Below are 25,648 nucleotides of genomic sequence, written 5' to 3' on the forward strand. Positions count from 1 at the left end.
AAGGCCCGGTAGGGCACGGCTTCGAGGAGGTGCTCCAGAAACGCCCAGGCCGTCTGCCTGTCGGCTTTGTCGACCAATTGCGTGACCGCGAACTTGCTTGTGCGGTCGATGCCGACGAACAGGTAAACCCTGCCTTCAGCGATCCGGACCTTCGCGATATCCACGTGAAAGTTGCTCCCCAGCGCTCGGCTCAACGCCGCGAGCGACGCTTGCGATCGCTGTATTGCTGCTCGGACGGCGTGCGTGGTCGTGGCGCTCCCGTGACATACCTGTCCTATAAGGCTTCCGCCCATGCCAACGAAAGCATCGTACCATCAAACCGTGGGATCAAACACTTAGGTGCCGGTTTACAGCGCGTCGCCGCGCACGGCCCGTTCGTCCTGAGCTTGTCGAAGGGCTGCTCTTTCTTGGGGCGCTGCAAAAAGGGACGGTGCGTCGACACGCTCGGCGCGAACCAGGCAGGTTTAACGCTCTTTACCCTAGGCGCGTCGGGTCAGAAATCGACCGCGATGCCCTTGAGCGCCCAGTCGCCGTACCGCACCGGATTTTTGCCCAGCGGGTCCTGTTCGGCCGGCTTGACCGGATCGGGTTGGGGTACCGGGGGGCTCTTCGAGAGATAGGCGGGTGGCTTCACGTGCGGCGGGCGCTTGCCCATGGCGGCTTCCTCGATTCGTTGACGGTGCCCGGCTTGCCCGATTCGATGCAGCTCGGGCCTGTCCTACAGCTACCGAATTGTGGCAGAGGGCAGGAATGAACCTCATTCTTACCCGGCCCGGTCTTTGCCGCGCAATGCCGCGCGTGGCGGCGGCGGTGACGACGCATGCGATACCCCTCCACCGCGTCAACTTTGTCAACTTAGGCGCGCGCTGAAATGGCGCATTCCCCCCGCCGTACCGATGATGCCCCCGGTGTTCCTGCCCGGCGCGCGGCGCTGCGCGTGCTCGATGGTGTTTTGCGTCGCGGCGAGGCGCTCGAAGCCGCGCTTGGCCCGGCGACGCGCGGGCTCGACCGGCCCGACGATCGCGCGCTCGCGCACGCCATCGCCGCCGAAGTGCTGCGCCGGCTGCCTGATCTCGATGCGCTGATCGATTCGGCGACGCAGCGCGCGCTGCCCGACGACGCCAAGGCGCGGATGGCGCTGCGGATCGGGCTGGCGCAGGCGCTGGTGCTCGGCACCCCGCCGCACGCCGCGATCTCGACCGTGCTCCCGCTGGTCGATGGCGGCCCGCGCAAGCTCGTCCACGGCGTTTTCGGGACGCTGATGCGCGCCGAGGCCCGCCTGCCCGATGTGCCCATGCTCGCCGATGCCGTGGCGTTGCGCTGGCGCCATGCCTGGGGCGAGGCGATGCTCGCCGCCGCTGCGCGCGCGATCGCCGCGCCGCCGCCGCTCGATCTCGTTTTCAAGGATGAGGCCGATCCGCTGCTCGCGGCCATCCCCGGCACCAGCCTGTTGCCCGGTCATCTGCGGCTGGCCGATAGCGGCCCGATCACCGAATTGCCGGGGTTCGACGAGGGCCGCTGGTGGGTGCAGGACATCGCCGCATCGCTACCCGCGCGGCTGATCGGCCGCGGCACCGGCCGCGCGATCGATCTGTGCGCCGCGCCCGGCGGCAAGACGATGCAACTCGCCGCGGCGGGCTGGTCGACGGTCGCGGTCGATATTTCGGAAAGTCGTCTCGCGCGACTTCGTGACAATCTTGCGCGCACGCAGCTCACCGCCGAGGTGGTGGTCGCCGACGCGCTCGATTGGCTGCCGCCGGCGCCCGCCGACGCCGTCTTGCTCGATGCGCCGTGCAGCGCGACCGGCATCTTCCGCCGCCACCCCGACGTGCTCCACCGCGTCCGGCCCAGTTTTGTCGGCGACATGGCGGCGCTTCAGGCGCGGCTGGTCGATCGCGCCGCGACGATGGTCCGCCCCGGCGGGCTGCTCGTCTACGCCACCTGTTCGCTCGAGCCCGCCGAGGGCGAGGCGCAGATCGAGCGCTTTCTGGCCGCTCATCCCGATTTCGCGATCGATCCCGTCCTGCCCGACGAATTGCCCGAGACGATCACGGCGCATCCGCGCGGCTGGCTGCGTACCTTGCCGGGGATGCTGGCCGAGGAAGGGGGATGCGACGGCTTCTTCATCGCACGGATGATGCGGGTCGGCTGACGGGGCGGCTTGCGAGCCGTCGGGCGCGTGCTACATGGCGTCGCATGGCCGACATTCGTATTGCTCCATCGATCCTCTCCGCCGATTTTGCGAAACTCGGGGAGGAAATCCGCGCGATCGACGCCGCCGGCGCCGATTGGATCCATGTCGATGTGATGGACGGGCATTTCGTGCCCAACATCACGATCGGCCCGGCGGTGGTGAAGGCGCTGCGCACGCACACCACCAAGCCGTTCGACGTCCATCTGATGATCTCGCCGGTCGATCCGTATCTTGAGGCCTTTGCCGAGGCGGGCGCGGATATCATCACCGTCCATCCCGAAGCGGGGCCGCACACGCACCGCACGATCCAGGAGATCAAGCGGCTCGGCAAGCGCGCCGGCGTCGTGCTCAATCCGGCGACCCCCGCCAAGATGCTCGATTATCTGATCGAGGAGGTCGATCTGGTGCTGGTGATGAGCGTCAATCCCGGTTTCGGCGGGCAGCGCTTCATCGACAGCCAGCTCCGCAAGATCGAGGCGATCCGCAAGATGATCGACAAGACCGGCAAGCTGATCGATCTCGAAGTCGACGGCGGCATCGATCGCGAGACCGCGCCGCGCGCCATCTCGGCCGGAGCAAATGTCCTCGTCGCGGGCACCGCCACCTTCAAGGGCGGCCCCGCTGCGTATGCCGACAATATCCGGGCGCTGAGAGGCGGGTGAACTCGGGCGAGGACGATCCCGCCGCCGACGGTATCGAGGAAGGCAAGCGGCTGATCAGGCTGGGGGGCGAGAAGGGCCTGTCGCTCGCCGAACGGTTGCAGGATCGCTTCCATCGCCTGACCTGGCGCACGCCGATCCACACGCTCCGGCTGCGCGGGCGCTATCCGCTCAAGCTGATCGCGGTGCCCGACGATCCCTTTTTCGGCGATGTCGCGCGCGGCAATGCGTTGCTCAACGGCAGATTGCGTTTCCGCGGCGAGGAGCGCGCGATCGACACGCTCGATCTCGCCCGGCCCGATATCTCGGCCGATTTCCTCGATTATGTGCACCGCTTCGCGTGGCTGCGCGATCTGTCGTCGGTGGCGCCGCGCGCGCAGGCCGCGCCGATCGCCGAGAATCTCATGCGGCGCTGGCTCCATGCGCATGCGGATACCATCGCGGACCCCGCGTGGCGCCCCGATGTGTGCGGGCGGCGGCTGCAATTCTGGGCCGCGCACGCACCGCTGATCCTGTCGAGCACCGACCTCATCTATCGGTCGCGTGTGCTCAACGCGCTCGCCCGCGGCGCACGCCACATCGATCGCGTCGCCGACAAGCAGCCCGTGGGCGTGCGCCGGATCGCGACCTGGGCGGGTATTCTGACCGCCGGGTTGCTGATCCCGGGTGGCGAAGCGCGGCGCGCGGTGGGCGAGGCGGGGATCGCCAAGGCGCTGGCGCTCTCGGTGTTCGACGATGGCGGTATCGTGTCGCGGTCGCCGCGCGATCAGATCGCGTTGATCCGCATCCTCGCGATGCTGGCGCGCACCTATGAGGCGCGGCGGATGATCGTGCCCGCGCCGATCGATGCGGCGCTCGCGCGGATGGTGCCGGCCTTGCTCGGGATTATGCATGGCGATCACGCGCTGTCGAGCTGGCAGGGCGGCGGGCCGCTGACCGCGGACGAGCTCGATCGTCTGGTCGAGGGCACCGGGATCCGGACGCGCCCGATGCGGCAGGCGCGCGAATGGGGGTATCAGCGGCTCGCGGCCGCGAAAGCGGTCGTGATTATCGATGCCGCGCCCCCGCCGGTCGCGCGCGCCATCGACGGGGGCTGCGCGTCGACGCTTGCGTTCGAGATGTCGGACGGGCCCCACCGGCTGATCGTCAATTGCGGCGGCGCGCGTGCCGCGGTCGCGCACCTGCCGCCCGATCTCGCCGAAGGGCTGCGCACCACCGCCGCGCATTCGACATTGGTGCTCGCCGATTCGAATTCGACGGCTGTGCTGGCCGACGGCACGCTCGGCAAGGGCGTCGCCGAGGTCGAGTTGACGCGGCAGGAAAGCGAGCAGGCGAGCCGGATCGAGGCGAGCCACGACGGCTATGCCAAGCGCCACGGCTTCGTCCACCGCCGCCAGTTGATCCTGACCGGCGACGGGCGTGAACTGCGCGGCGAGGACATGTTGCTACCCGCCGGCCGGCGCGTGCCCAAGCGCCCGCAGACGCCGTTCGCGATCCGCTTTCACCTTGGCGCGACGGTCGAAGTGACGCAGACCGCCGACGGTCTCGCGGCGCTGTTGCGGCTGCCCGGCGGCACCGCGTGGCAATTCCGCTGCAAGGGCGGCACGCTGGCGATCGAGCCGAGCGTGTGGATCGATGGCGATGGCCGCCCGGTCGCGACGCAGCAACTCGTCGTCTCGGGCGAAGCCGCCCCGGGGGGCGCCAATGTCAGCTGGGCCTTGAAGCGCGCGGCCTGAGGATTATGGGGAGTGCGAACTCCCTGTCGTTCGGGCTGAGCTTGTCGCAGCCCGCTTGCTCGCTCACCCCGCCCCGCGACCCGCTCAGGGCGAACGGAAAGATATTATGACCGCCATCTCGATCACCCGCGCGCTGCTTTCGGTTTCGGACAAGACGGGGATCGTCGATCTCGGCAAGGCGCTGGCGGGCAAGGGCGTCGAACTGGTCTCCACCGGCGGCACCGCGAAGGCGCTGCGCGACGCCGGGCTCACGGTGCGCGACATTTCCGATCTTACCGGTTTTCCCGAGATGATGGACGGCCGCGTCAAGACGCTCCACCCCAAGGTGCATGGCGGGTTGCTCGCAGTGCGCGACGATCCCGAGCACGCCGCGGCGATGCGCGACCATGCGATCGGCGCGATCGATCTGGTGGTGGTCAATCTCTATCCGTTCCGCGAGACCGTCGCCAAGGGCGCCGGGCGCGACGAGGTGATCGAGAATATCGATATCGGCGGCCCGTCGATGGTGCGCTCGGCGGCGAAGAACCACGCTTATGTCGCGATCGTCACCGATCCCGCCGATTACGCGCTGGTCGCGAGTGGTTCGACCACGTTCGACGATCGCAAGCGGCTCGCCGCCAAGGCCTATGCCGCCACCGCTGCCTATGACGCCGCGATCGCGCGCTGGTTCGCCGAGGTCGATCAGGGCGAGGCGTTCCCGGCGTCGCTGTCGGTGCCGCTCACCAAGGGGCAGGAATTGCGCTACGGCGAGAATCCGCACCAGCACGCCGCGCTGTATCTCACCGGCGATACGCGCGGGATCGCGCAGGCCGAGCAGGTGCAGGGCAAGGCGCTCAGCTATAACAATTTGGGTGACGCCGATGCCGCGCTCGAACTGGTCGCCGAATTCCGCGATGCCGCGCCGAGCGTGGTCATCGTCAAGCACGCCAATCCGTGCGGCGTCGCCAGCGCGGACACCCTGATCGACGCGTATAACGCGGCACTCGCGTGCGATTCGGTCTCGGCATTCGGCGGCATCATCGCGCTCAATCGTCCGCTCGATGGTGCCACGGCGCGCGCGATCTCCGGGATCTTCACCGAAGTCGTGATCGCGCCCGACGCCGATGCGGAAGCGCGCGCGATCTTCGCCGCCAAGAAGAATCTGCGGCTGTTGCTCACCGGCGAATTGCCCGATCCGGCGCGCGGCGGGCTGTTGATGAAGACGATCGCGGGCGGGATGCTCGTCCAGTCGCGCGACAATGGCCGCGTCGCCGACAGCGATCTCAAGATCGTCACCAGGCGCGCGCCGACCGCGCAGGAACTCGCCGATTGCCGCTTTGCCTGGACGGTCGCCAAGCACGTCAAGTCGAACGCGATCGTCTATGCCAAGGGGGGCAGCACCGCCGGGATCGGCGCGGGACAGATGAACCGCCTCGAATCGGCGCGCATCGCCGCGTGGAAGGCGCGCGACGCTGCCGACAAGGCGGGCTGGGCCGAACCGCGCACGATCGGTTCGGCGGTCGCGTCGGATGCGTTCTTTCCGTTCGCCGATGGGTTGCTCGCCGCGGTTGAGGCGGGGGCCACGGCGGTCATCCAGCCGGGCGGCTCGATCCGCGACGACGAGGTGATCGCCGCCGCCGATGCCGCCGGGCTGGCGATGGTCTTCACCGGTATGCGGCACTTCCGACACTGATGCAGTCGCCGCACCGGCCCGCTTCCGCACGGGGGCGCGGTCGGTGCGGTGCACCCACGGCTTACCGGATAAAAACCCTCAACGCGTTCCGACCGTCAACGCGTCATTGTCCGGGGGCGGTGCCTTGCTGAACAAGGTGCGATCCTCGGGCCCGAATGCCCAGCGCCAGATGATGAACAGAAAGGTGGCTGCGATCGCCGGAATCCCGACGATAAGCTCGGCCCATTCAAGGCGCTTGGGCAGCGAGGTGAAGATCGTGCCGACCACGATCGCGGCCAGCGTCGCCCAGACCAGCGGCCAGCGATAGCCCGATACCGGTGCCTTGAGCACGCCCTTGAGCACCAGCGCCTTGATCAGCGAGGTGATCGTGACCGAGATCATCAGCGCCACCGCCGGGCCGGCGGCCTGGTAATTGATCGGCCATTGCTGGTCGCGCATCGCGAAAACGAGCACGAAGCTGAGCGCGATCTGCACCCCGAGCATCGCCATCGAGATCATCAGGTTGCGCATCCGCGCGACATAGACCAGCGCCGATTCGCACACCGTGCCGGTCGAGGCGAGCACCTCGGCGGTGAGCAGGAAGCCGAGCGCGGCGGTGCCGGCGACGAATTCAGGGCCGACCATGCCCATCACCGCTTCGCCGGGAATCGCCAGCATCAACGCGATCGCGGCCTGCGCGGTGATCGTCCAGAACCCGACCTGCCGCACCTGGTTGGCGACCGCTTTGAGATCATGCTCCGCAAGACTGCGCGAGATCACCGGGCCCAGCACCGGCTCGAAACTCGTCTTGAGCTTCTGCGGCAGCGAGGACACCTGCTGCGCCATATAATAGATGCCGACGATCTTGGGCTCGAACAGCAGCCCGAGGATGAAGCGATCGACGTTGCGTGTCGCCCATTCGATCGTATCGGCGCCCGCCAGCGGCATGTTGCGCCGCGCGAGCGTGAACAGCTCCGAAAGCCGCGGCGACCAGCCATACGGCAGGCCGTAGCTGCGCACGAACGGGATGATCGACGCGATCATCGCCGCCGCCATCGAGGCGACATAGGAAAGCACCAGCCCGTCGTCGAACGCGATGTACGACAGTACCCAGGCGGCGATGCTGATCGTCCACGGCTCGACCACCGCGCGCGCCGTCACCGTCGCCTTGATGTTGAGCCGATAGGCGAGCGCGGCGAGGCTGACATCGGACCAGGCGATCGCGAAGATGATGCACGGCAGGAACCGATCGAGCCCCTGGATCACGCTATCGGGGTACATGACCTGTGGAAACGCGATCAGCACCGCGCTCGCGAGCAGCGACATCACGAACGCCAGCGCCATTGCATCCCACACGACATGGACGTGCGGGCGATCGGTGTTCGCAAGTGCCTGCGCCAGCCCACGTTTCAACCCCAGCGTGGCGAGCAAGGCGGCCAGTTCGACCACGACCACGGCGAGCGCGAACCGCCCGACCAGATCCGGTCCGTAGAGCCGTCCGGCGATGAACAGGAATGGCAGTCGCGCGATCAGCCGCAGGACGAACCCGCCGACATTGGTGCGTCCGCCCTTGGCCAGCGCGGCGATGTCCGCCTTGCCTTCGGGCTCGGTCAATGCGCTGCGCCCCAACTGTTGCCCACGCCGATCTCGACCCCGAGCGGTACCGATAGCGTCACCGCCGGTTCGGCCGCGCCTGCCATCACCGCTTCGATTACGCTGCGTGCCTTGTCGGCCTCGGCTTCGGGCGCTTCGAACACCAGTTCGTCATGAACCTGGAGCAGCATCCGCACGCCGGGCAGCCCGGCGTCAGCGAGCGCGCCCGGCATCCGCACCATCGCGCGCTTGATGATGTCGGCGCAGGTGCCCTGGATCGGCGCGTTGATCGCGGCACGCTCGGCGCCCTGGCGTTCGTGCTGGACCTTGGATTTGATCCGCGGGAAATGCGTCTTGCGGCCGAACAGCGTTTCTGTGAAGCCCTGTTCGCGGACATGGGTCAGCGTCTCGGCGATATAGCGGTTGATGCCGGGAAAGCGCTCGAAATAGCGATCGATCATCGCCTGCGCCTCATCCGGCGTCACGTCGAGCCGCCCGGCAAGCCCCCAGCGCGAGATGCCGTAGAGGATCGCGAAGTTGATCGTCTTGGCCTGCGCGCGCGTATCGCGCGTCACCGCGCCGAACAATTCGGTTGCGGTCATCGCATGAATGTCGTCGCCGCGTGCGAACGCCTCGCGCAGCGCGGGCACGTCGGCCATGTGCGCGGCAAGCCGCAGCTCGATCTGCGAATAATCGGCGGCGAGGATGACATTGCCCGGCTCCGCCACGAAGGCATCACGGATCTGGCGGCCGATTTCGGTGCGGATCGGGATGTTCTGGAGGTTGGGGTCTGTCGAACTCAGCCGCCCGGTCTGCGCACCGGTGAGCGAATAGCTGGTGTGGACACGCCCCGTTGCCGGGTTGATCTGCGCCTGCAGCGCATCGGTATAGGTGCTCTTGAGCTTGCTGAGCTGGCGCCAGTCGAGCACCTTCTTCGCGATCGCGGCGCCCTGCGGCTGGTCCTTGTCGGCGGCGAGGCGTTCCATCTCGTTGACGTCGGTCGAATAGACCCCCGATTTGCCCTTGCGCCCCCCCTTCAAGCCCAGCCGATCGAACAGCACATCGCCCAATTGCTTGGGGCTGCCGATCGTGAACGGTCCATCGGCGAGGGCGTGGATTTCGATTTCGAGCGCGGCGATCTGGTGCGCGAACTGCGTCGACAGCTTGTTCAGCGCCTCGGCGTCGACCTTGACGCCCGCGCTTTCCATCGCCGCGATCACCGGCACCAGCGGGCGATCGACCATCTCATAGACGCGCGTCGCGCCCTCGGCGGGCAGCCGCGCCTTGAAGCGCCGCCACAGCCGGAAGGTGACGTCGGCATCCTCGGCGGCGTAATGCGTCGCGGTCTTGAGATCGACTTCCTGGAAACCGATCTGCTTCTTGCCGGTGCCGGCGACGTCCTTGTACGCGATGCAGCTGTGCGAGAGATGCGTTGCGGCCAGTTCGTCCATGCCGTGGCCGTGGAGCCCGGCGTCGAGATCGAAGCTCATCAGAATCGTATCGTCGAACGGCGTGATGGCGATGCCGAGGCGACCGAGAATGGTCGCGTCATATTTGAGGTTGTGCCCGACCTTGAGCACGCTTGCGTCCTCGAGCAGCGGCTTGAGCCTGGCCAGCACCAGCGCGCGATCGAGCTGGGCCGGCCTTTCGGCGAACATGTCGCTGCCGCCATGGCCGACAGGAACGTAGCACGCGCGATTGGGCGCGAGCGCGAGGCTGATGCCGACCAGTTCGGCCTGCGTCGCATCCTTGCCCGTCGTCTCGGTATCGATCGCGACCACGCCCAGATGCCGGGCCTCGGCGATCCAGCGGTCGAGCGCCTCGGCGGTGATCACGGTTTCATAGGCATCGTGATCGCAGGGAGGTTCGTCGGGCGGCACGACATCGGCGGCGGGCGCCGCGACCGGCGCGTCGGCCGCCGCGCCCAGCCGTGCGAGCAGCGAGCGGAAACCGTGATGGTCGAGGAACGCCTTCAACGGCGCCTCGGGAATGCCCTGAAGTGTCAATTCGTCGAGCGGGAGAGCGAGCGGCACGTCGCGCGCGAGTTCGACCAGCCTGCGCGACAGCCGTGCCATCTCGGCGTGCTCGATCAGATTGTCGCGCATCTTGGAGGGCTTCATGTCGGGGGTCGCGGCGAGCACCGCTTCGACATCGCCGAATTGATTGATCAGATCCGACGCGCGCTTGGGGCCGATGCCGGGGACGCCGGGCACGTTGTCGACGCTGTCGCCCATCAGCGCGAGCACCTCGCCGAGCTTGGCGGGGGGCACGCCGAACTTCTCCTGGACATAATCCGCGCCGAGCCGGCGGTTGTTCATCGTGTCGTAGAGATCGAGCCCGGGCTCGATCAACTGCATCAGATCCTTGTCCGACGACACGATCGTCACCTGCCAGCCCTGGGCGAGCGCAGCCTTGGCATAGCTCGCGATCAGATCGTCGGCTTCCCATCCCTCTTCCTCGATGCACGGCAGCGAGAAGGCGCGGGTGGCGTCGCGGATCATCGGGAATTGGGGGACGAGATCCTCCGGCGGCGGCGGGCGCTGCGCCTTGTACTTGTCGTACATCTCGTTGCGGAAGGTGTGGCTCGATTTGTCGAGGATCACCGCCATATGGGTGGGGCCGTCGGCGCGGTGAAGCTCGTCGACGAGCTTCCACAGCATCGTCGTATAGCCATAGACCGCGCCGACAGGTTCGCCGCGGATGTTGGTGAGCGGGGGCAAGCGGTGATAGGCGCGGAAGATATAGCCCGAGCCATCGACCAGATAGAGGTGATTGGTCATGTCCCGCCCGGCTCTATCGCAGGCGAGCGTGCGGCGAAACTAGTTTGCGCCGCGCGATGACGACATCGGCGCGGGCTGTTGCGCCACAACCATGCCGGCGCGCTCGGTATCGGTGGCGATCACGGCCCTGGCAACCGACTGGATGAGCTGCTGGCGCTCGCGCACCGGACGGCTGGTATCGCCGATCATCACCGCGACGGTGTAGCGGCGGCCATCGGGCGCGGTGAGCACGCCGACATCGTTGAAGCCCGCGGTGCGGCGGCCGAAATCCTGGCCGGTGCCGGTCTTGTGGGCGATCGACCAGCCGCCGGGCAGGCTCGCGCGCAGCCGGGCGGCGCCGGTGCGCGTCTCCGACATCGTCTTGATCAGCCACTGCGTCGACGACGGCGAGAGCAATTCGCCCTTCACCAGCCGCGCGAGCGCATCGACGATCGCGTTGGCCGAGGCGCCGTCGATCGGATCGGCGACATAGGCGTCGAACGCCGCCGCGCGCGTCGCCGGCGACAGCGCGGCGCGCGCCTGCTGGAACGCGCCGGCGAGCGAGTAGCGCTGCTGCCAGGTCAGCCCCGCGGTGTGGCTTTGCAGCAGCCGTTCGCCGGGGCCGAAGCGGATCGCCCCCAATTGCTTGCGCGCGATCATCGCGCGCACCGCCTCGGGGCCGCCGACATAGCTCAGCAGGCGATCGTTGGCGGTGTTGTCGCTTGAGGTGATCGCGCGATACTGGAGATCGCGGACCGTGGTGCGGTAGCCGTTGTCGCCGACCAGCCCGGCGATCGGCTGATGGAACAAGGTGAGATCGGCCTTGGTGACGGTGACCGGATCGTCGAGCGTGAGCCTGCCCTGATCGCGCAGGTCGAGCATCGTGATCGCGACCCACAGCTTGCTGACGCTTTGCTGGGGCAGTTTGACCTCGCCGTTGCTCGAGACCGTCCAGCCCTGGTTGATGCTCTGGACGGCGATCCCGACCTTGCCGTCGAACTGGGTGCCGATCGCCTCGATCGCGGCGACCAGGGGTTGCGGCGCGGCGATCCGGACCGGGGCGGGCGGCACCGGGATTTTGACGGTGTAATTCGGTTGGGCGACATGGCCGACGCTGGCGATGGTCGCGCTGGTGCGATCGTCCGACCGGCAGCCCGCCAGCAGCACCAGCAGCGCAGCGGCAAGCACCGCCGGCTTCGTCATCGTTACGCTCTGGACCATTGCGTCATTGCGCCCCGCCACCCTTTACGGATGATTCATGCTGATATTGGCCATGGGACGATACAGTTTCCGTCTAAGCCTGCGATGAACGCGCCGATATACGCGGCGAGCCGTGCATATCGGGCGGTTGGCGCCGCCGCCGCCGCTACGGAACGAGCACCGTATCGACCGCCTTCGGCAGCGTTTCAGGGTAGTCGAGCGTGTAATGCAGCCCCCGGCTCTCGCGGCGATAGAGCGCCGAGCGGACGATCAGATCGGCGGTCTGGAGCAGGTTGCGCAGCTCGATCAGATCGGGCGTGACGCGGAAATGGCCGTAATAATCGGCGATCTCGTCGTTGAGCATCTTGATCCGGTGCGCCGCGCGTTCGAGCCGCTTGGTGGTGCGCACGATGCCGACGTAATTCCACATGAAGCGTCGGATCTCGGTCCAGTTCTGCTTGATGACGACTTCCTCGTCCGAATCGGCGACGCGGCTTTCGTCCCACGGCCGGATCGCGGGCGGGGGGGGCAGATCGTCCCAATGCGCGGCGATGTGCTGGGCCGCCGCCTCGCCGAACACGAAGCATTCGAGCAGCGAATTGGAGGCGAGGCGGTTGGCGCCGTGCAATCCTGATTGCGTCACCTCGCCCGCCGCGTAGAGGCCGGGCAGATCGGTGCGGCCGTGGCGATCGATCACCACCCCGCCGCACGTATAATGCTGCGCGGGCACCACGGGGATCGGATCGGTCGTCATGTCGATCCCCAGCCCGAGCAGCTTTTCGTGGATCGTCGGGAAATGCGCCTTCACGAAATCAGGCCCGCGGTGGCTGATGTCGAGATGGACGTAATCGAGCCCGAGCCGCTTGATCTCATGGTCGATCGCGCGCGCCACGATGTCGCGCGGGGCGAGTTCGGCGCGCGAATCGAAATCGGGCATGAAGCGGTGGCCGCCGCCGGGCACGCCGGGGGGCAGCTTCAATTGCCCGCCTTCGCCGCGTACCGCCTCGGTAATCAGGAAATTCTTGACGTCGAGATTGTAGAGGCAGGTCGGGTGGAACTGCATCATCTCCATGTTCGAGATGCGGCAGCCCGCGCGCCACGCCATCGCAATCCCGTCGCCGGTCGCGCCGCGCGGTGCGGTGGAGAACAGATAGGTCCGCCCCGCGCCGCCGGTGGCGAGGATCGTCGCGTTGGCGGTGAAGGTTTCGACATGGCCGGTGGCGCGGTTGACGGCATAGACGCCCCACACATTGCCCGCGCCCGAATAGCGTTCCTCGTGGCGGCTGGTGGCGAGATCGATCGCGACCCGATCGGGCACCAGGGTGATGTTGGGATGCGCTTCGGCCGCGCGCTGGAGCGCTTCCTGCACCGCCCAGCCGGTGGCGTCGTTGACATGGACGATGCGGCGGTGGCTGTGCCCGCCCTCGCGCGTCAGGTGCAGCGTCTCGCCCTCGGTGTTGAACGGCACCCCCAGCTCGACCAGCCGCTGGATCGCGCGGGGCGCGCCCTCGACCACGAATTCAACGATCGCGCGGTCGTTGAGCCCGGCGCCCGCGATCATCGTATCCTCGATATGGCTTTCGAACGTGTCGCCGGGTTCGAGCACCGCAGCGATCCCGCCTTGCGCCCAGGCGGTCGAGCCTTCGTTGAGCGCGCCCTTGGCGAGCACGGTCACCTTGAAGCGTTCGGCGAGGTTGAGCGCCGCGGTCAGCCCCGCTGCCCCCGAACCGATGATCAGAACGTCGCTTTTGTGCGGGCTAGCGTTCATTCCTGGACCTCCGGTCGGGCCGCGCGGGCGCGGGCTAAGTTGACAAAGTTGACGGTGTGGAAGGGGTGCCTCGTCGCCCGATCAAGGCCCGTGCGGTGAACCGGAGCATGGAATCGGAGACGCAGCGTGCCCATTGCATCGTCCCTGCCACACATTGCCCCGTGTAGGACAGCCCGCGGTCTCGTCATGCCCGATTGATTCCGGCAGCCCCGTGGCGCGGCGTCATAGACCGCGGTGTTTGTGGGGTCTTGGACCCCGGAACCAGTCCGGGGTGACGGGGCGGCGTTACGCAAGCTCGCTTGGTTGCGTCGTCCAGCCGAGCTGGGGAATGGCGATCGAGCGGCGGCCCGACAAATCCTCGCGCGGGACGATGACGTCGCGGCTTTCCATATAAGCGAGCACGCGGCGCGCGCGGCCCAGCGAACTGGTGCCATAGGTTTCGGCGATCACCTCGTCGCTCGGGCAGGGGGCACCGTCGCGGGCGGTGCGCGCGATCAGCAGGAACACGCCGAGCATGTCGTCGGGAAGGTCGCGTGCGACCGCCAGCGCCGGGGCCCAATCGTCGTCGAGCGACTCGAAAATGCCTGCGCGCGCGGCCGCGAGCCGCCGTGCGAAGCCCGGCAGATCGAGCGGCGGGCGGCGGATGCCCATCATCCGGCAGCGGACCTGAAAATCCTGGAACAGCGCGGCGATGGGGCGTGTCGCGGCCTCGGCCTCGGCGACGATCGCGCGCAGCACGGTGACGACGACGGGTTCGTGATCCTGCGGTTCTTCGTCATCGGCTGCGGCCTCGGGTGGCGGCGCGGGACGCGCCAGTTCGGCGAGCAACTGGTTGGCGCTCGGCGGCGGTGGCGGCGGCAGGGGCAACGCCAGCGCGACGGGCGCGGGGTCTTCGAGATCGGCGAGCAGGAATTCGCGCATGTCGTCGGCGGGGGCCTGCGGCAGCGGCGTCAGCGACGGGCTCGAACTGCGCGCCGCGGTTTCGACCGCGCCGATCCGGACCGTGATCGAGCGGCGCGCGATCGCGGGGCCGAGCCCGAGAAAGCTGCCGCGCTGCAGATCGCGGATCGCCTCGGCCTGACGGCGCTCCATGCCGAGCAGATCGGCGGCGCGCGCCATATCGATATCGAGAAAGGTGCGCCCCATCAGGAAGTTCGACGCTTCGGCGGCGACGTTCTTCGACAATTTGGCGAGCCGCTGGGTCGCGATGACCCCGGCGAGGCCGCGCTTGCGCCCGCGCGACATCAGGTTCGCCATCGCCGCCAGCGAGCCGCGCCGCGCATCCTCGCTGACCTCGGCGGCGCCCGACGGCGCGAACAATTGCGCTTCGTCGACGATGACCAGCGCGGGATACCAATGGTCGCGCGGGGCATCGAACAGCCCGGCGAGGAAGGCGGCGGCGCAGCGCATCTGGCTGTCGATCTCCAGCCCTTCGAGGCTGAGTACCACCGAGGTGCGATGCTCGCGGCAGCGGCCGGCGAAGCGCGTGATCTCGGTGGCCGAATAATCGACCGCCTCGATCGCGACATGATCGTAATGATCGGCGAGGGTGACGAAATCGCCCTCGGGATCGATCACGATCTGCTGGACCTCGCCCGCGCTCTTTTCGAGCAGGCGGCGCAGCAGATGCGATTTCCCCGAGCCCGAATTGCCCTGCACGAGGAGGCGCGTCGCGAGTAATTCCTCGAGATCGATAGCGACCGTGCGGCCGGTATCGTCCAAACCCATGTCTACGCGAAACGTCATTGCCCGGCCCGCATGGCGCAAGCCGACGCCGCGAAGCAAGGTGCAATGCGCCGACGGCGGGAAAATGGGGCGGGGAGCGGGCCGGGACGGGGCCTGAACTTTACCCGTTCGCCGCGCGCGTCAGGCTGAGGAACACGTCCTCGAGATCGGCTTCGCGCGTCGAGACGTCGACGATGCCATAACCTTGCGCCCGGACCGCCGCGAGCACGTCGCCGGCATTGGCCTTGTCCTTGGCATAGGTGATCGCGAACATCCGGTCGCCCTTGCGTTCGATCCGCTCGAAACCGGTATTGACGGGCACGGCGGCGATGTCGCGATCGACCGTGATCTCGACGAGCTTTTCCTTGGTCATGCCGATCAGCGTGTGGGTCGGCTCGTTGGCGATCAGCACGCCGTGGTTGATGATCGCGATCCGATCGCAGAGTTCCTGCGCTTCTTCGAGATAATGCGTCGTCAGCACCACCGTGACCCCGGCCCGGTTGAGCGCGCGGACATAGCTCCACAATTGCTGGCGCAATTCGATGTCGACGCCCGCGGTGGGCTCGTCGAGGACCAGCACCGGAGGCGCGTGGACCATTGCCTTGGCGACCATCAGCCGGCGCTTCATCCCGCCCGAGAGCGTGCGCGCATAGGCATGGGCCTTGTCGTCGAGATGAACCGCGCGCAGCAATTCCATCGAGCGCCGCTTCGCCTTGGGCACGCCGTAGAGCCCGGCCTGGATTTCGAGCGTTTCGAAGGGCGTGAAGAAGGGGTCGAACAGGATTTCCTGATTGACGATCCCGATCGAGACCTTGGCGTTGCGCGGGTGCGCATCGATGTCGAAGCCCCAGATCGCGGCGGTGCCGCTGGTTTTGTTGACCAGCCCGGCGAGGATGTTGATCAGCGTCGACTTGCCCGCGCCGTTGGGGCCGAGCAGCCCGAAGATCGAGCCGCGCGGCACCTCGAACGAGACGTTGTCGAGGGCGCGCTTGCCGCCTTGGTAGGTCTTGGCGAGGCTGTTGATGGTGATCGCGGCTTCGGTCATGGCCGCCGCCTCTACGGCGCGCGCGGGCCATCGCCAAGCCTCATCGTTTGACGATTGCCCCCCGGATTGCCGCTTGCTATCGGCCATTGTCATGATCCCGCCGCCCGAACTGATCCGAGTCACGCATCGCCGCATCGCTTGCGACGGCAGCGGTGACGGTATTCCCGGCGCGCTCGGCCATCCGCGCGTGTTCCTTGAAATCGACGAGCATGGCTATGTCGATTGCGGCTATTGCGACCGGCGTTTCGTGCTTGTCGGCGGCCCGGCGGACGGTGCCGATCATGCGCAATTGCCCGATATCGCGGCCGGCGCGAGCCCGTCTGGCGACGGAAGCTAAAAGCCCTATATCGGCGCGCATGACGATGTCCGCCGATCCACGCAGCTTTCTTTACGGCCAGGGGCTCGACCCCGACGCCGCGATTCGCCTCACCGCGCAGGCGCTCGCGCGTGCCGATGATGGCGAACTGTATCTCCAATATCGCAAGTCCGAGGCGTTCGGGTTCGACGACGGACGGCTCAAGACCGCGAGCTACGACACGCATTCGGGTTTCGGCCTGCGCGCGGTGGCGGGCGAGACGACCGCTTTCGCGCATGCCAATGAGCTGTCGAGCGCCGCGATCCTGCGCGCGGGCGAGACGATGGCGCTGATCGATCCCTCGGCGCAGACGCGGGGCAGCGCGCCGCAGCGGACCAACCGGCATCTCTATACCGATGCCGATCCGATCGACCTCGTGCCGTTCGCCGACAAGGTCGATCTGTGCCTGACCGTCGATGCCGCGGCGCGCGCGCGCGACCCCCGTGTCGCGCAGGTCTCGGTGGGGTTGTCGGGCTCGTGGAGCGTGGTCGAGATCGTGCGCGCCGACGGTTTCGTCGCCACCGATATCCGGCCGCTGGTACGGCTCAACGTGGCGATCACGGTCGAGGCCGATGGGCGGCGCGAAACCGGCAGCTTCGGGATCGGCGGGCGCTATCTGTACGATTCGCTGATGGGCGAAGGCGTGTGGAACCGCGCGATCGACGAAGCGCTGGCCCAGGCGCTGGTCAACCTCGACTCGGTCGATGCGCCCGCGGGCGAGATGACGGTGCTGCTCGGCCCGGGCTGGCCCGGCGTGCTGCTCCACGAGGCGGTGGGGCACGGGCTCGAGGGCGATTTCAACCGCAAGGGCACCAGCGCCTTTTCGGGCCGGATCGGCGAGCGCGTCGCGGCGCCGGGGGTGAGCGTGATCGACGACGGTACGCTGCGCGACCGGCGCGGCAGCCTGACGATCGACGACGAGGGCACGCCGACGCAGCGCAATGTGCTGATCGAGGACGGCATCCTCAAAGGCTATATGCACGATCGGCTCAACGCGCGGCTGATGGGGGTGGCGCCCACCGGCAACGGCCGGCGTGAATCGTTCGAGCACGCGCCGATGCCGCGGATGACCAACACCTTCATGCCCGCCGGCAGTGACGATCCGGCCGAGCTGATGGGCCGGGTCAGGAACGGCATCTACGCCAAGACATTCGGCGGCGGGCAGGTCGATATCGTCTCGGGCAAGTTCGTCTTCTCGTGCACCGAGGCGTACAAGATCGAGAACGGCAGGCTCGGGGCGCCGATCAAGGGCGCGACACTGATCGGCGACGGGCCGACGGTGCTCACCCGCGTGACCGGGATCGGCAATGATTTCGCGCTCGACGAAGGCGTCGGCACCTGCGGCAAGGGCGGGCAGGGCGTGCCCGCCGGGGTCGGCCAGCCGACCCTGCTCGTCGACGGGCTGACGGTGGGCGGGCGCGCGGTCTGAGGCGCGGGAAGGCGCCGCGGCCGGCGGCGCGCCGCGGGTTGGCGGCACCGATGTTTTCGGGGTTTGACAGAGCGATCCGGCCGCCGCATCATGCCACGATGACCGCGCCGATCGCCTTTGTACGCTATCGCCACCATTCCGGGCAGCTCGCCGCGCGCGCCTGACCCGGACTTCTTCAATTCCATCACGAAGTCTGGGTCCGATCGCCGTAATCGTGCGTGTTGGACGCGTCCAAATCTTCATCTTCCGGGATCATAGTCATGACGACGAATGCGAACTCAAGGCCACCGCTGCACCTTATCGACGAGGAAGCCGATCGACTCGCCGGCCTCGCGCTTCGGATCGAGCACAGCCAGCCCGCGGTCTCGGAGATGCTGCTCGACGAAATCGATCGCGCCGAGATCCACACCGCCGACACGCTGCCCGCGAACACCGTGGCGATGAATTGCCGCGTGACCTTTGTCGACGAGGGCAGCGGCAGCCGCCGCGAGGTCCAGCTCGTCTATCCCGAACATGCGGATATCGCGAATGGACGGGTGTCGATCCTGACCCCGGTGGGCGCGGGGCTGATCGGGCTTTCCGAAGGCCAGACGATCACCTGGCCCGATCGCGACGGCCACGAACGCCGCCTCAAGATCGAGCAGGTCCGCCCCGCGCCGGCCGAGTAATGGAAGAAGCGCTGGCGCATTATCGCTGCGCCAGCGACGACGGCACCTATGTGACCGTCGTCGACTATCGCCATGTCGCGATCGAGACGGGCCCGGCGGGCGTGCGCTACCGGCCGGGCGCGCGGCGGCTTGCGCTCACGACCGGCGAGGCGGTGCGCTATATCGACGCGCGGACGTTCGAGATCGTCGCCAGCGGTGAGCTGATCCGTCGGCTCGATTGACGGGGATTATTCCCCCTTCAGGGGAAAAGCTCCAAGGCATCGTACCGTAAATCGGCATCGCCGCCCAAAGTCCGTTCGTGCTGAGCTTGTCGTAGCACCGTCCTTCTGGAGCGTGGAAAGAACGGCCCTTCGACAGGCTCAGGGCGAACGGTTCGGCTGTGGCGCTCTTTGCCCTAGGCGGCTTTGCCGTCTGGGGCGACGCCCTGATCGGACGGCTGGCGCCAGAATTCGACGTGGAAGCGCACCGGGCCGAGCGGTTCGACCTGATGCAGGATGGTCGGTTCGACGATTCCCGGTGGGGTGTCGGGCGTCAGGATCTGCTCGAGCGGCGCGCGGTTGGGGTCGGTGACGCGATAGCGCAAGCGCCCCTCTGCGACGTGGATCAGCCCCCAGCTTCCCGCCTTGGTGTTGTGCGCGCTGCGCAGCGCGGCGGGGATTGTGGTTTCGGTGAAATCACCGGTGCGCTTGTATGATTCGAGCCCCTCGGGGAGGTGCGACGGATTGAAATCGGCGCGGGTCGCGTCGGTGACATTCTGGTCGTAGCCGCTTTTCGAGCTGAAGAACGCCGCGGCGAACAGCCCGCAGCCGAGCAGCATCGAGATGAACACGCCGAGCGTGGTGGCGATCACCGTGTGCAGCGTGAGCGGGCCGAACAGCGACATATACCAGAGCGCGCCCGCGACCATCAGGACGCCGGCAAGCGCGATCCAGCGCATCGAGCGGATGAAATCGGCCCGCGCGTCCTTGCCCGCGCTGGTGCCCAGAAGCGTGGTCGGTGTGTCGCTCATCTCAGGCCGCCATGCGGAGATCATCCGCATGTTCGGGGTAGGGCGCGTGCGCGGCCGAATCGACCCGATGCCCGGCCAGCTCGCTGGCGAAGCCGTGGTTGACGTCGCGGTGATGCGCCTCGTCGGCGCGGACCACGAGCACCACGTCGCGCAGCGTCGCATCGGGGCCGAGCTTCCAATAATGGCGGGCGATCGCGGGCGCGGGCAGGTTCGGGCTGCGACCGCTCTCAAGTTCCTCCAGATAGAGGGTATAGCTGATCACCGCTTCTTCCTCGAAATAGCCGACCACGCGGTGCGCGGTTCTGGGGCTCACCAGATATAGACCAAAGAAGGCGACGTAGAAGGCCCATTGGACGGCCAAAATGACCCACCTCTCGAAGAGGGTCGGTTGCGCGACCTCGATGAAGGTCATCAGATGCATCCGCTCGTTCTCGGCTTCTTCCAGAAGCGTGCGAATCCAGCCCTGATCGTCGCACATCCGGCGCAGGCATTTGAGATGGGTGAGCGTGGCGCCGACCATGCCGGGCACCGCCGCGACGGTTTCGAGCACGATCGCGCGGTGGCCATAGCGCTTGGCGAAAAAGGTATCGGCGCAGAAGCGCATCGCCTTGGTGAAGGCGAACGCGACACGATCGGCAAGGCCGACCGGGGCGTGATGGACGTTGACATCGACGAACGGGGCAGTCTGCATGACGGGTCTCCCGGTATTCAGGTCATCGGATTCAACAAAGGCGGATCAGGCCATCGCAGGGCTCGACGGGTGCGGATCGAGCCTGAAGAACAGACCGAGCTGAAGGCTTTCCGCAATCCGCCCGGCCTTGGCCTGAAGTGCGGCGGCGACAGGCGGCGGCATCAACTCATTGGTGGTCTCGGCCCATAGCGCCAGCCAGCGATCGAACAATTCAGGGGTGATGCGCCGCTTGTGCTTCAGGTGCATCATCATCGGATTGCCCTTGTAGCGCCCCGTGGTGAGCATCACCGACGACCAGAAATCGACCATCTTGCCGAGGTGGTGCGGCCAATCCGAGATCGCGTCGTCGAACACCGGCCCCAGTTCGGCATCGTCGCGCACGCGCCCGTAGAAATTGTGAACGACACTTTTCAGCCCGTCATCGTCGAGGCCGTCGAGGATGTCGTCGATCGTGGTCACGAGTCGCCTCCAAAACATGCATTCGCAGCGCATGTATACGCGTGATTTGATATATGCAATATAGATGCATATTAAAGTGAGTGTCTGATTCGAAATCTCGGTACCGGCCCGCTCCCCCACCCGGCCACCCATAAAATACTGCCGTGGGTGGCCGGGTGGGGTGCACCCCACAAAGTAGTACTTTGTGGGGACCCCGTGGGGGAGCGGGCCGGTGCCGAACGATCCGAAACTCGCCGTCGGCGGACTTTCGGATCGGACACAGGCATTGACCGGGGAGCCCGATGCGCCTGACGCGTTATACCGATTATGCGATGCGCGTGCTGCTCTATCTCGGCACGCGGCCCGATCGCCTGTGTTCGGTTTCCGAGATCGCGCGCGCTTATGGCGTGTCGCAGAACCATCTGATGAAGGTGGCGAACGATCTGGTGCGGCAGGGTCATGTTACCAGCGTGCGCGGCCGTTTCGGCGGGATGCGGCTGGGGCGGGCGCCGAGCGAGATCAATGTCGGCGCGCTGGTGCGGCACACCGAAGAGGGGTTCGCGCTCGCCGATTGCGATGCCTGCGTGATCGCGCCGGCCTGTGGGTTGACGGTGGCGCTGCACGAGGCGCTGGCGGCGTTCATGGCGGTCCTCGATGGCTATACGCTCGAGGATCTGCTCGCCAAACGACTGGACATCGGTGCGTTGTTGGTCGAACGCGAACCCGCTTGATGCGCTGTGTGTGGACCTTGCGATGACCGACACGTTCAAACCCGCCCCCGAGACGATTGCCGCCGCGCACGGCGTGGCACACGATCCCAGCTTCGGCGCGATCGCGCCGCCGCTCTATCTGTCGAGCACCTATGCCTTCGAGGGCTATGAGCGCGCCGGGCGGTACGATTACGGCCGGTCGGGCAACCCCAATCGCGATATGCTGGGCGACGCGCTGGCCGCGCTCGAAGGCGGCGCGGGCGCGGTCGTCACCGCGACGGGGATGGCCGCGATCGATCTGGTGCTCGGGCTGTTCGGCCCCGACGATCTGATCGTCGCGCCGCACGATTGCTATGGCGGCACCTATCGCCTGCTCGCCGCGCGCGCCGCCAAACGCCAGTTCCGGCTGAGCTTCGTCGATCAGGGCGACGATGCGGCACTCGCGCGCGCGCTGGCCGACGCGCCGGCGCTGGTGCTGATCGAGACCCCGAGCAATCCGCTGATGCGCGTGGTCGACATCGCGCGAATCGCGACGCGCGCGCACGCCGCCGGCGCCAAGGTGGTGGTCGACAACACCTTCCTCTCGCCCGCGGTGCAGCGCCCGATCGGGCTGGGCGCCGATTATGTCGTCCATTCGACCACCAAATTCCTCAACGGCCATTCGGACGTGATCGGCGGCGCGGTGATCGCCGCCGACGCCGCCGAGGTCGAGCGGCTGCGGGCGTGGGCCAATGTCGTCGGCGTCACCGGATCGCCCTTCGATGCCTGGCTGACGTTGCGCGGGTTGCGCACGCTGTTCGCGCGGATGGAGCGCCAGCAGCGCAATGCCGGGCTGATCGCGGCGTGGCTCGACGCGCATCCGGCGGTGGAGGCGGTCCATTATCCGGGGCTGGCCTCGCATCCGGGCCACGCGATCGCCAGCGTACAGCAGCAGGGCTTCGGCGCGATGATGAGCTTCGATCTGGCAGGCGGTGCCGCGGCGGCGGCCAGGCTGGTCGAGGCGGTCACGGTGTTCACGCTCGCCGAATCGCTCGGCGGAGTCGAAAGCCTGATCGCGCACCCGGCGACGATGACGCACGCCGATATGGGCGTCGAAGCGCGTCGCGTCGCGGGGATTGGCGACGGGCTGCTGAGGTTGTCGGTCGGGCTCGAAAACGCCGACGATCTGATCGCCGGGCTCGAACGCGGGTTCGCCGCGCTGGCCTGAGCGGCGGGAAGGGAGGATGGCATGGCCGATTTCTTCGACGCGCTGACCGACGAGCATCGCGCCTTCATTGCCGCGCAGCCGATGTTCTTCGTCGCGAGCGCGGCGGCCACCGGGCGCATCAACGTCAGCCCCAAGGGGATGGACACGTTCCGCGTGCTCGATGCCAGCAATGTCGCCTATCTCGATCTCGGCGGTTCGGGCAACGAGACGCAGGCGCATCTCGCCGCCGATGGCCGGATCACGATCATGTTCTGCGCGTTCGACAATCCCGCGCTGATCCTGCGGCTCTACGGCCACGGCGTCGCGACGCTGCCGCAGGACGCGGGCTTCGCCGCGCGCGCCGCGCCGTTTCCGCGGCTGCCGGGCGTGCGGCAGGTGTTCTCGATCGCGGTCGACAGTGTGATGACGAGTTGCGGCTGGGGCGTGCCGCGGATGACGCTCGAACGCGAGCGCGAAACGCTGGCCAAATATCATGGCCAGCAGGACCCGGTGAAGCGGCTCGCCAGGATTTCGGGGCGGACGCAGAGCATCGACGGCCTGCCGCTGCGTGTGCAAACCGAGATTCCGGCGTGGGACACGCGCGACTGATGGCGCTCGTCGAACTGTTGCGCACCGATCGCAACGAGGCGCTGATCATCGTCGGCCGGCTTGAGGCGGCGGATATTCCCGCGATCGCGTTTGATGCCGATGCGAGCATCGCGGGCGGAAGCTGGCTGCTCGTGCCCTCACGCGTGATGGTCGATGAGGATGACCTTGGCGCCGCCCAAGCGCTTCTGGCAGAATCGCCGACGCTGCCTGATTTTTAGGCAAGCCCTCGCGGCTGCACAAAAATAATCGCATGCGCATAGGCGCCTGACCGCCCGGCGCGCCTGATCGCGGGCTTTTCGGCATTGGCACGCGCTTTGCGAGGTGGCCTCGCGTCACAGCAAGGGGCGCGCGCATGAAACTGATCACCGCGATCATCAAGCCGTTCAAGCTCGACGACGTGCGCGACGCCCTTACCGATGTCGGCGTCGCGGGGATGACCGTTACCGAGGTCAAGGGTTTCGGCCGCCAGAAGGGCCAGACCGAAATCTATCGCGGCGCCGAATACAGCACCAACATGGTGCCCAAGGTCCAGATCGAGATCGTGTGCGCCGACGATCGCACCGACCGCATCGTCGAGGCGATCCAGACCGCCGCGGCCACCGGCGCGATCGGCGACGGCAAGATCTTCATCCTCGATGTCGGCGGCGCCCTGCGCATCCGCACCGGCGAGACCGACGACAATGCGCTGTAGCAACAAGGGGGACGCGATGATGGCTGGCTTGAAAATCCTGAGGGTCGCCGGTGTCGGCGCGGCACTCTTCACGGCGCTGCCCGCCTGGGCGCAGAGCGCGGCGCCCACCGTCGACAAGGGCGATACCGCCTGGATGATGACCGCGACCATCCTGGTCCTGATGATGATCCTTCCCGGGCTGGCGCTGTTCTACGGCGGGCTCACGCGGGCCAAGAACATGCTCTCGACGATGACGCAGGTCGGCGCGGTGGCGTGTCTCGCGATCCTGATCTGGGTGATGTGGGGCTATACGATGGCGTTCGGGCCCGACCTTCCGGGTGGGGTGGGCAGCGCCTTGATTGCCGGGTTCGGCAAGGCGTTTCTGAGAGGCGTCACGCCCGAGACGACCGCCGCGACCTTCACCCACGGGGTTGCGATCCCCGAATATGTCTTTGTCGCGTTCCAGATGACCTTTGCCGCGATCACGATCGCGCTGGTGCTGGGCGGATTGGTTGAGCGGCTCAAATTTTCCGCGGTGTTGGTGTTCGCGGCCGTGTGGCTGACGATCGTTTATGTCCCGATCGCGCATATGGTGTGGGCGGCCGGCGGGCTGTTCTTCGAGAAGGGCGCGCTCGATTTTGCCGGGGGCACGGTGGTCCATATCAACGCGGGCGTGTCGGCGCTGGTCGCGGCGATCATGCTCGGCAAGCGGATCGGCTATCCGACCGATTATATGGCGCCGCATTCGCTGACGATGACCGGGATCGGCACCGGGTTGCTGTGGGTCGGCTGGTTCGGGTTCAACGCCGGATCGGCGCTCGAGGCCAATGCGTCGGCGGCGCTGGCAATGATCAACACGCTGGTGGCGCCCGCTGCGGCGGGGCTGGCGTGGATGCTGGTCGAGCGGCTCAACGGCCATAAGGGGTCGGCGCTGGGCTTCTGTTCGGGGATCGTCGCCGGGCTGGTCGCGGTGACGCCGGCGGCGGGCAATGCCGGGCCGCTTGGCGCGATCGTGCTCGGCGCGATGGCCAGCCTGGTCTGTTATTACGCGGTCGCAATGCTCAAGCCGCGGCTCGGTTATGACGATTCGCTCGACGCGTTCGGCATCCACGGTGTCGGCGGGATGATCGGCGCGATCGGCACCGGCATCGTCTACGCGCCCGCTTTCGGCGGGCCGGGCGATGGCGCGGTGGGGATCGGCGCGCAGCTCTGGATCCAGCTTCAGGCGGTGGTGACGACGATCATCTGGGCGTCGGTCGGCACCGCGATCGCGATCATCGTCGCGCGTCGGGTGACGGGGCTGCGGGTCTCCGAAGAGGTCGAACGCGAAGGGCTCGATCTCGGCGAACATGGCGAGCGCGCCTACAATTATTGACGAGGTTCCTCCTGCGAACCCCCTGGCCGGTGTGGCGACGCACCGGCCATTTTTTGCGTTGGCTTATCTTTTTGACTGACGTGATGGCGTAGGCGGCCCGAAACTGAGGCACCTGTTTCGCGATCCATTCTCCTCCGTTCGTGCTGAGCTTGTCGAGGCACCCGTTTTGCCTGCTCGG

At 67.2% G+C, this 25,648-nt stretch carries 24 protein-coding genes and 1 pseudogene; 14 read left to right on the forward strand and 11 right to left on the reverse strand.

Going from position 1 to position 25,648, the window contains the following annotated elements:
- Positions 1-170, reverse strand: a pseudogene (locus tag NFE57_RS16860) (IS481 family transposase); the annotation flags it as partial.
- Positions 171-493: 323 nt separating this feature from the next.
- Positions 494-655 (reverse strand): DUF1674 domain-containing protein, encoded by a 162-nt coding sequence (locus NFE57_RS05440; protein WP_252134563.1) that lies wholly within the window; start codon positions 653-655, stop codon positions 494-496.
- A 216-nt stretch (positions 656-871) separates the two neighbouring features.
- On the opposite strand from NFE57_RS05440, the gene NFE57_RS05445 reads away from it, so the two are divergent.
- From NFE57_RS05445 to purH, 4 genes are all read left to right on the forward strand, one after another.
- Positions 872-2,152 carry an RsmB/NOP family class I SAM-dependent RNA methyltransferase gene (locus NFE57_RS05445; RefSeq protein ID WP_252134564.1) on the forward strand — a complete coding sequence of 427 codons (1,281 nt, stop codon included), beginning with the start codon at positions 872-874 and terminating at the stop codon, positions 2,150-2,152.
- 44 nt (positions 2,153-2,196) lie between these two features.
- A complete protein-coding gene (gene rpe / locus NFE57_RS05450) occupies positions 2,197-2,856 on the forward strand; it encodes a ribulose-phosphate 3-epimerase (protein ID WP_252134565.1) in 660 nt (219 codons plus the stop codon).
- Positions 2,853-4,589, forward strand: coding sequence for a heparinase II/III family protein (locus NFE57_RS05455; protein ID WP_252134566.1), 1,737 nt, complete (start codon positions 2,853-2,855; stop codon positions 4,587-4,589). The genes rpe and NFE57_RS05455 overlap by 4 nt, the downstream gene beginning before the upstream one ends.
- A 106-nt stretch (positions 4,590-4,695) precedes the next feature.
- Positions 4,696-6,261, forward strand: coding sequence for a bifunctional phosphoribosylaminoimidazolecarboxamide formyltransferase/IMP cyclohydrolase (gene purH, locus NFE57_RS05460; RefSeq protein ID WP_252134567.1), 1,566 nt, complete (start codon positions 4,696-4,698; stop codon positions 6,259-6,261).
- 78 nt (positions 6,262-6,339) lie between these two features.
- On the opposite strand, the gene NFE57_RS05465 is transcribed toward purH, so the two are convergent.
- The 6 genes from NFE57_RS05465 to NFE57_RS05490 all read right to left on the reverse strand — a co-directional run bounded on the left by NFE57_RS05465 (position 6,340) and on the right by NFE57_RS05490 (position 16,330).
- On the reverse strand, positions 6,340-7,854 hold the full coding sequence (locus NFE57_RS05465; RefSeq protein ID WP_252134568.1) for a lipopolysaccharide biosynthesis protein: 1,515 nt from the start codon (positions 7,852-7,854) through the stop codon (positions 6,340-6,342).
- Positions 7,851-10,613 carry a DNA polymerase I gene (polA, locus tag NFE57_RS05470; protein ID WP_252134569.1) on the reverse strand — a complete coding sequence of 921 codons (2,763 nt, stop codon included), beginning with the start codon at positions 10,611-10,613 and terminating at the stop codon, positions 7,851-7,853. The genes NFE57_RS05465 and polA overlap by 4 nt, the downstream gene beginning before the upstream one ends.
- A gap of 39 nt (positions 10,614-10,652) precedes the next feature.
- Positions 10,653-11,795, reverse strand: coding sequence for a class A beta-lactamase (bla, locus tag NFE57_RS05475; protein WP_252134570.1), 1,143 nt, complete (start codon positions 11,793-11,795; stop codon positions 10,653-10,655).
- Between the two features lie 163 nt (positions 11,796-11,958).
- Positions 11,959-13,560, reverse strand: a complete 1,602-nt coding sequence (gene nadB, locus NFE57_RS05480; RefSeq protein WP_252134571.1) for an L-aspartate oxidase — start codon at positions 13,558-13,560, stop codon at positions 11,959-11,961.
- 285 nt (positions 13,561-13,845) lie between these two features.
- On the reverse strand, positions 13,846-15,306 hold the full coding sequence (locus tag NFE57_RS05485) for a helicase HerA domain-containing protein (RefSeq protein WP_252134572.1): 1,461 nt from the start codon (positions 15,304-15,306) through the stop codon (positions 13,846-13,848).
- A gap of 100 nt (positions 15,307-15,406) precedes the next feature.
- Positions 15,407-16,330, reverse strand: coding sequence for an ABC transporter ATP-binding protein (locus NFE57_RS05490; RefSeq protein ID WP_252134573.1), 924 nt, complete (start codon positions 16,328-16,330; stop codon positions 15,407-15,409).
- Positions 16,331-16,421: 91 nt separating this feature from the next.
- Here NFE57_RS05490 and NFE57_RS05495 point away from each other — a divergent pair, with 91 nt between their 5' ends.
- The 4 genes from NFE57_RS05495 (at position 16,422) to NFE57_RS05510 (ending at position 19,003) form a co-directional block, all read left to right on the forward strand.
- Positions 16,422-16,667, forward strand: a complete 246-nt coding sequence (locus tag NFE57_RS05495) for a zinc-finger domain-containing protein (RefSeq protein WP_252134574.1) — start codon at positions 16,422-16,424, stop codon at positions 16,665-16,667.
- A 19-nt stretch (positions 16,668-16,686) separates the two neighbouring features.
- Positions 16,687-18,114 (forward strand): metalloprotease TldD, encoded by a 1,428-nt coding sequence (gene tldD / locus NFE57_RS05500; RefSeq protein WP_252134575.1) that lies wholly within the window; start codon positions 16,687-16,689, stop codon positions 18,112-18,114.
- Positions 18,115-18,374: 260 nt separating this feature from the next.
- On the forward strand, positions 18,375-18,782 hold the full coding sequence (gene rnk, locus NFE57_RS05505; protein ID WP_252134576.1) for a nucleoside diphosphate kinase regulator: 408 nt from the start codon (positions 18,375-18,377) through the stop codon (positions 18,780-18,782).
- Positions 18,782-19,003, forward strand: coding sequence for a hypothetical protein (locus tag NFE57_RS05510; protein ID WP_252134577.1), 222 nt, complete (start codon positions 18,782-18,784; stop codon positions 19,001-19,003). Before rnk ends, NFE57_RS05510 begins: the two co-directional genes overlap by 1 nt.
- A gap of 173 nt (positions 19,004-19,176) precedes the next feature.
- On the opposite strand, the gene NFE57_RS16735 is transcribed toward NFE57_RS05510, so the two are convergent.
- Genes NFE57_RS16735 through NFE57_RS05525 form a run of 3 tightly spaced genes read right to left on the reverse strand, consistent with a single transcriptional unit; the run spans position 19,177 to position 20,941 of the window.
- On the reverse strand, positions 19,177-19,791 hold the full coding sequence (locus NFE57_RS16735) for a TehB family protein (protein ID WP_353653869.1): 615 nt from the start codon (positions 19,789-19,791) through the stop codon (positions 19,177-19,179).
- A gap of 1 nt (position 19,792) precedes the next feature.
- Positions 19,793-20,482 (reverse strand): alternative oxidase, encoded by a 690-nt coding sequence (locus NFE57_RS05520; protein ID WP_252134578.1) that lies wholly within the window; start codon positions 20,480-20,482, stop codon positions 19,793-19,795.
- A 45-nt stretch (positions 20,483-20,527) separates the two neighbouring features.
- Complete coding sequence (locus NFE57_RS05525) at positions 20,528-20,941, reverse strand: group III truncated hemoglobin (RefSeq protein WP_382279673.1); 414 nt, start codon at positions 20,939-20,941, stop codon at positions 20,528-20,530.
- 281 nt (positions 20,942-21,222) lie between these two features.
- On the opposite strand from NFE57_RS05525, the gene NFE57_RS05530 reads away from it, so the two are divergent.
- From NFE57_RS05530 to NFE57_RS05555, 6 genes are all read left to right on the forward strand, one after another.
- On the forward strand, positions 21,223-21,651 hold the full coding sequence (locus tag NFE57_RS05530) for an Rrf2 family transcriptional regulator (RefSeq protein ID WP_252134579.1): 429 nt from the start codon (positions 21,223-21,225) through the stop codon (positions 21,649-21,651).
- Between the two features lie 22 nt (positions 21,652-21,673).
- Positions 21,674-22,837, forward strand: coding sequence for a cystathionine gamma-synthase (gene metB / locus NFE57_RS05535; RefSeq protein WP_252134580.1), 1,164 nt, complete (start codon positions 21,674-21,676; stop codon positions 22,835-22,837).
- A 21-nt stretch (positions 22,838-22,858) separates the two neighbouring features.
- A complete protein-coding gene (locus NFE57_RS05540; protein ID WP_252134581.1) occupies positions 22,859-23,425 on the forward strand; it encodes a pyridoxamine 5'-phosphate oxidase family protein in 567 nt (188 codons plus the stop codon).
- Complete coding sequence (locus NFE57_RS05545) at positions 23,425-23,643, forward strand: putative signal transducing protein (protein ID WP_252134582.1); 219 nt, start codon at positions 23,425-23,427, stop codon at positions 23,641-23,643. Before NFE57_RS05540 ends, NFE57_RS05545 begins: the two co-directional genes overlap by 1 nt.
- Positions 23,644-23,777: 134 nt before the next feature.
- Positions 23,778-24,116 (forward strand): P-II family nitrogen regulator, encoded by a 339-nt coding sequence (locus tag NFE57_RS05550; protein ID WP_252134583.1) that lies wholly within the window; start codon positions 23,778-23,780, stop codon positions 24,114-24,116.
- A 19-nt stretch (positions 24,117-24,135) separates the two neighbouring features.
- The gene (locus NFE57_RS05555; protein ID WP_252134584.1) at positions 24,136-25,470 is read left to right on the forward strand and encodes an ammonium transporter; all 1,335 of its coding nucleotides are present in this window, start codon (positions 24,136-24,138) and stop codon (positions 25,468-25,470) included.
- Positions 25,471-25,648 lie beyond the last annotated feature (178 nt).

Source organism: Hephaestia sp. MAHUQ-44 (assembly GCF_023806085.1).
Classification (GTDB): Bacteria; Pseudomonadota; Alphaproteobacteria; order Sphingomonadales; family Sphingomonadaceae; genus Sphingomonas.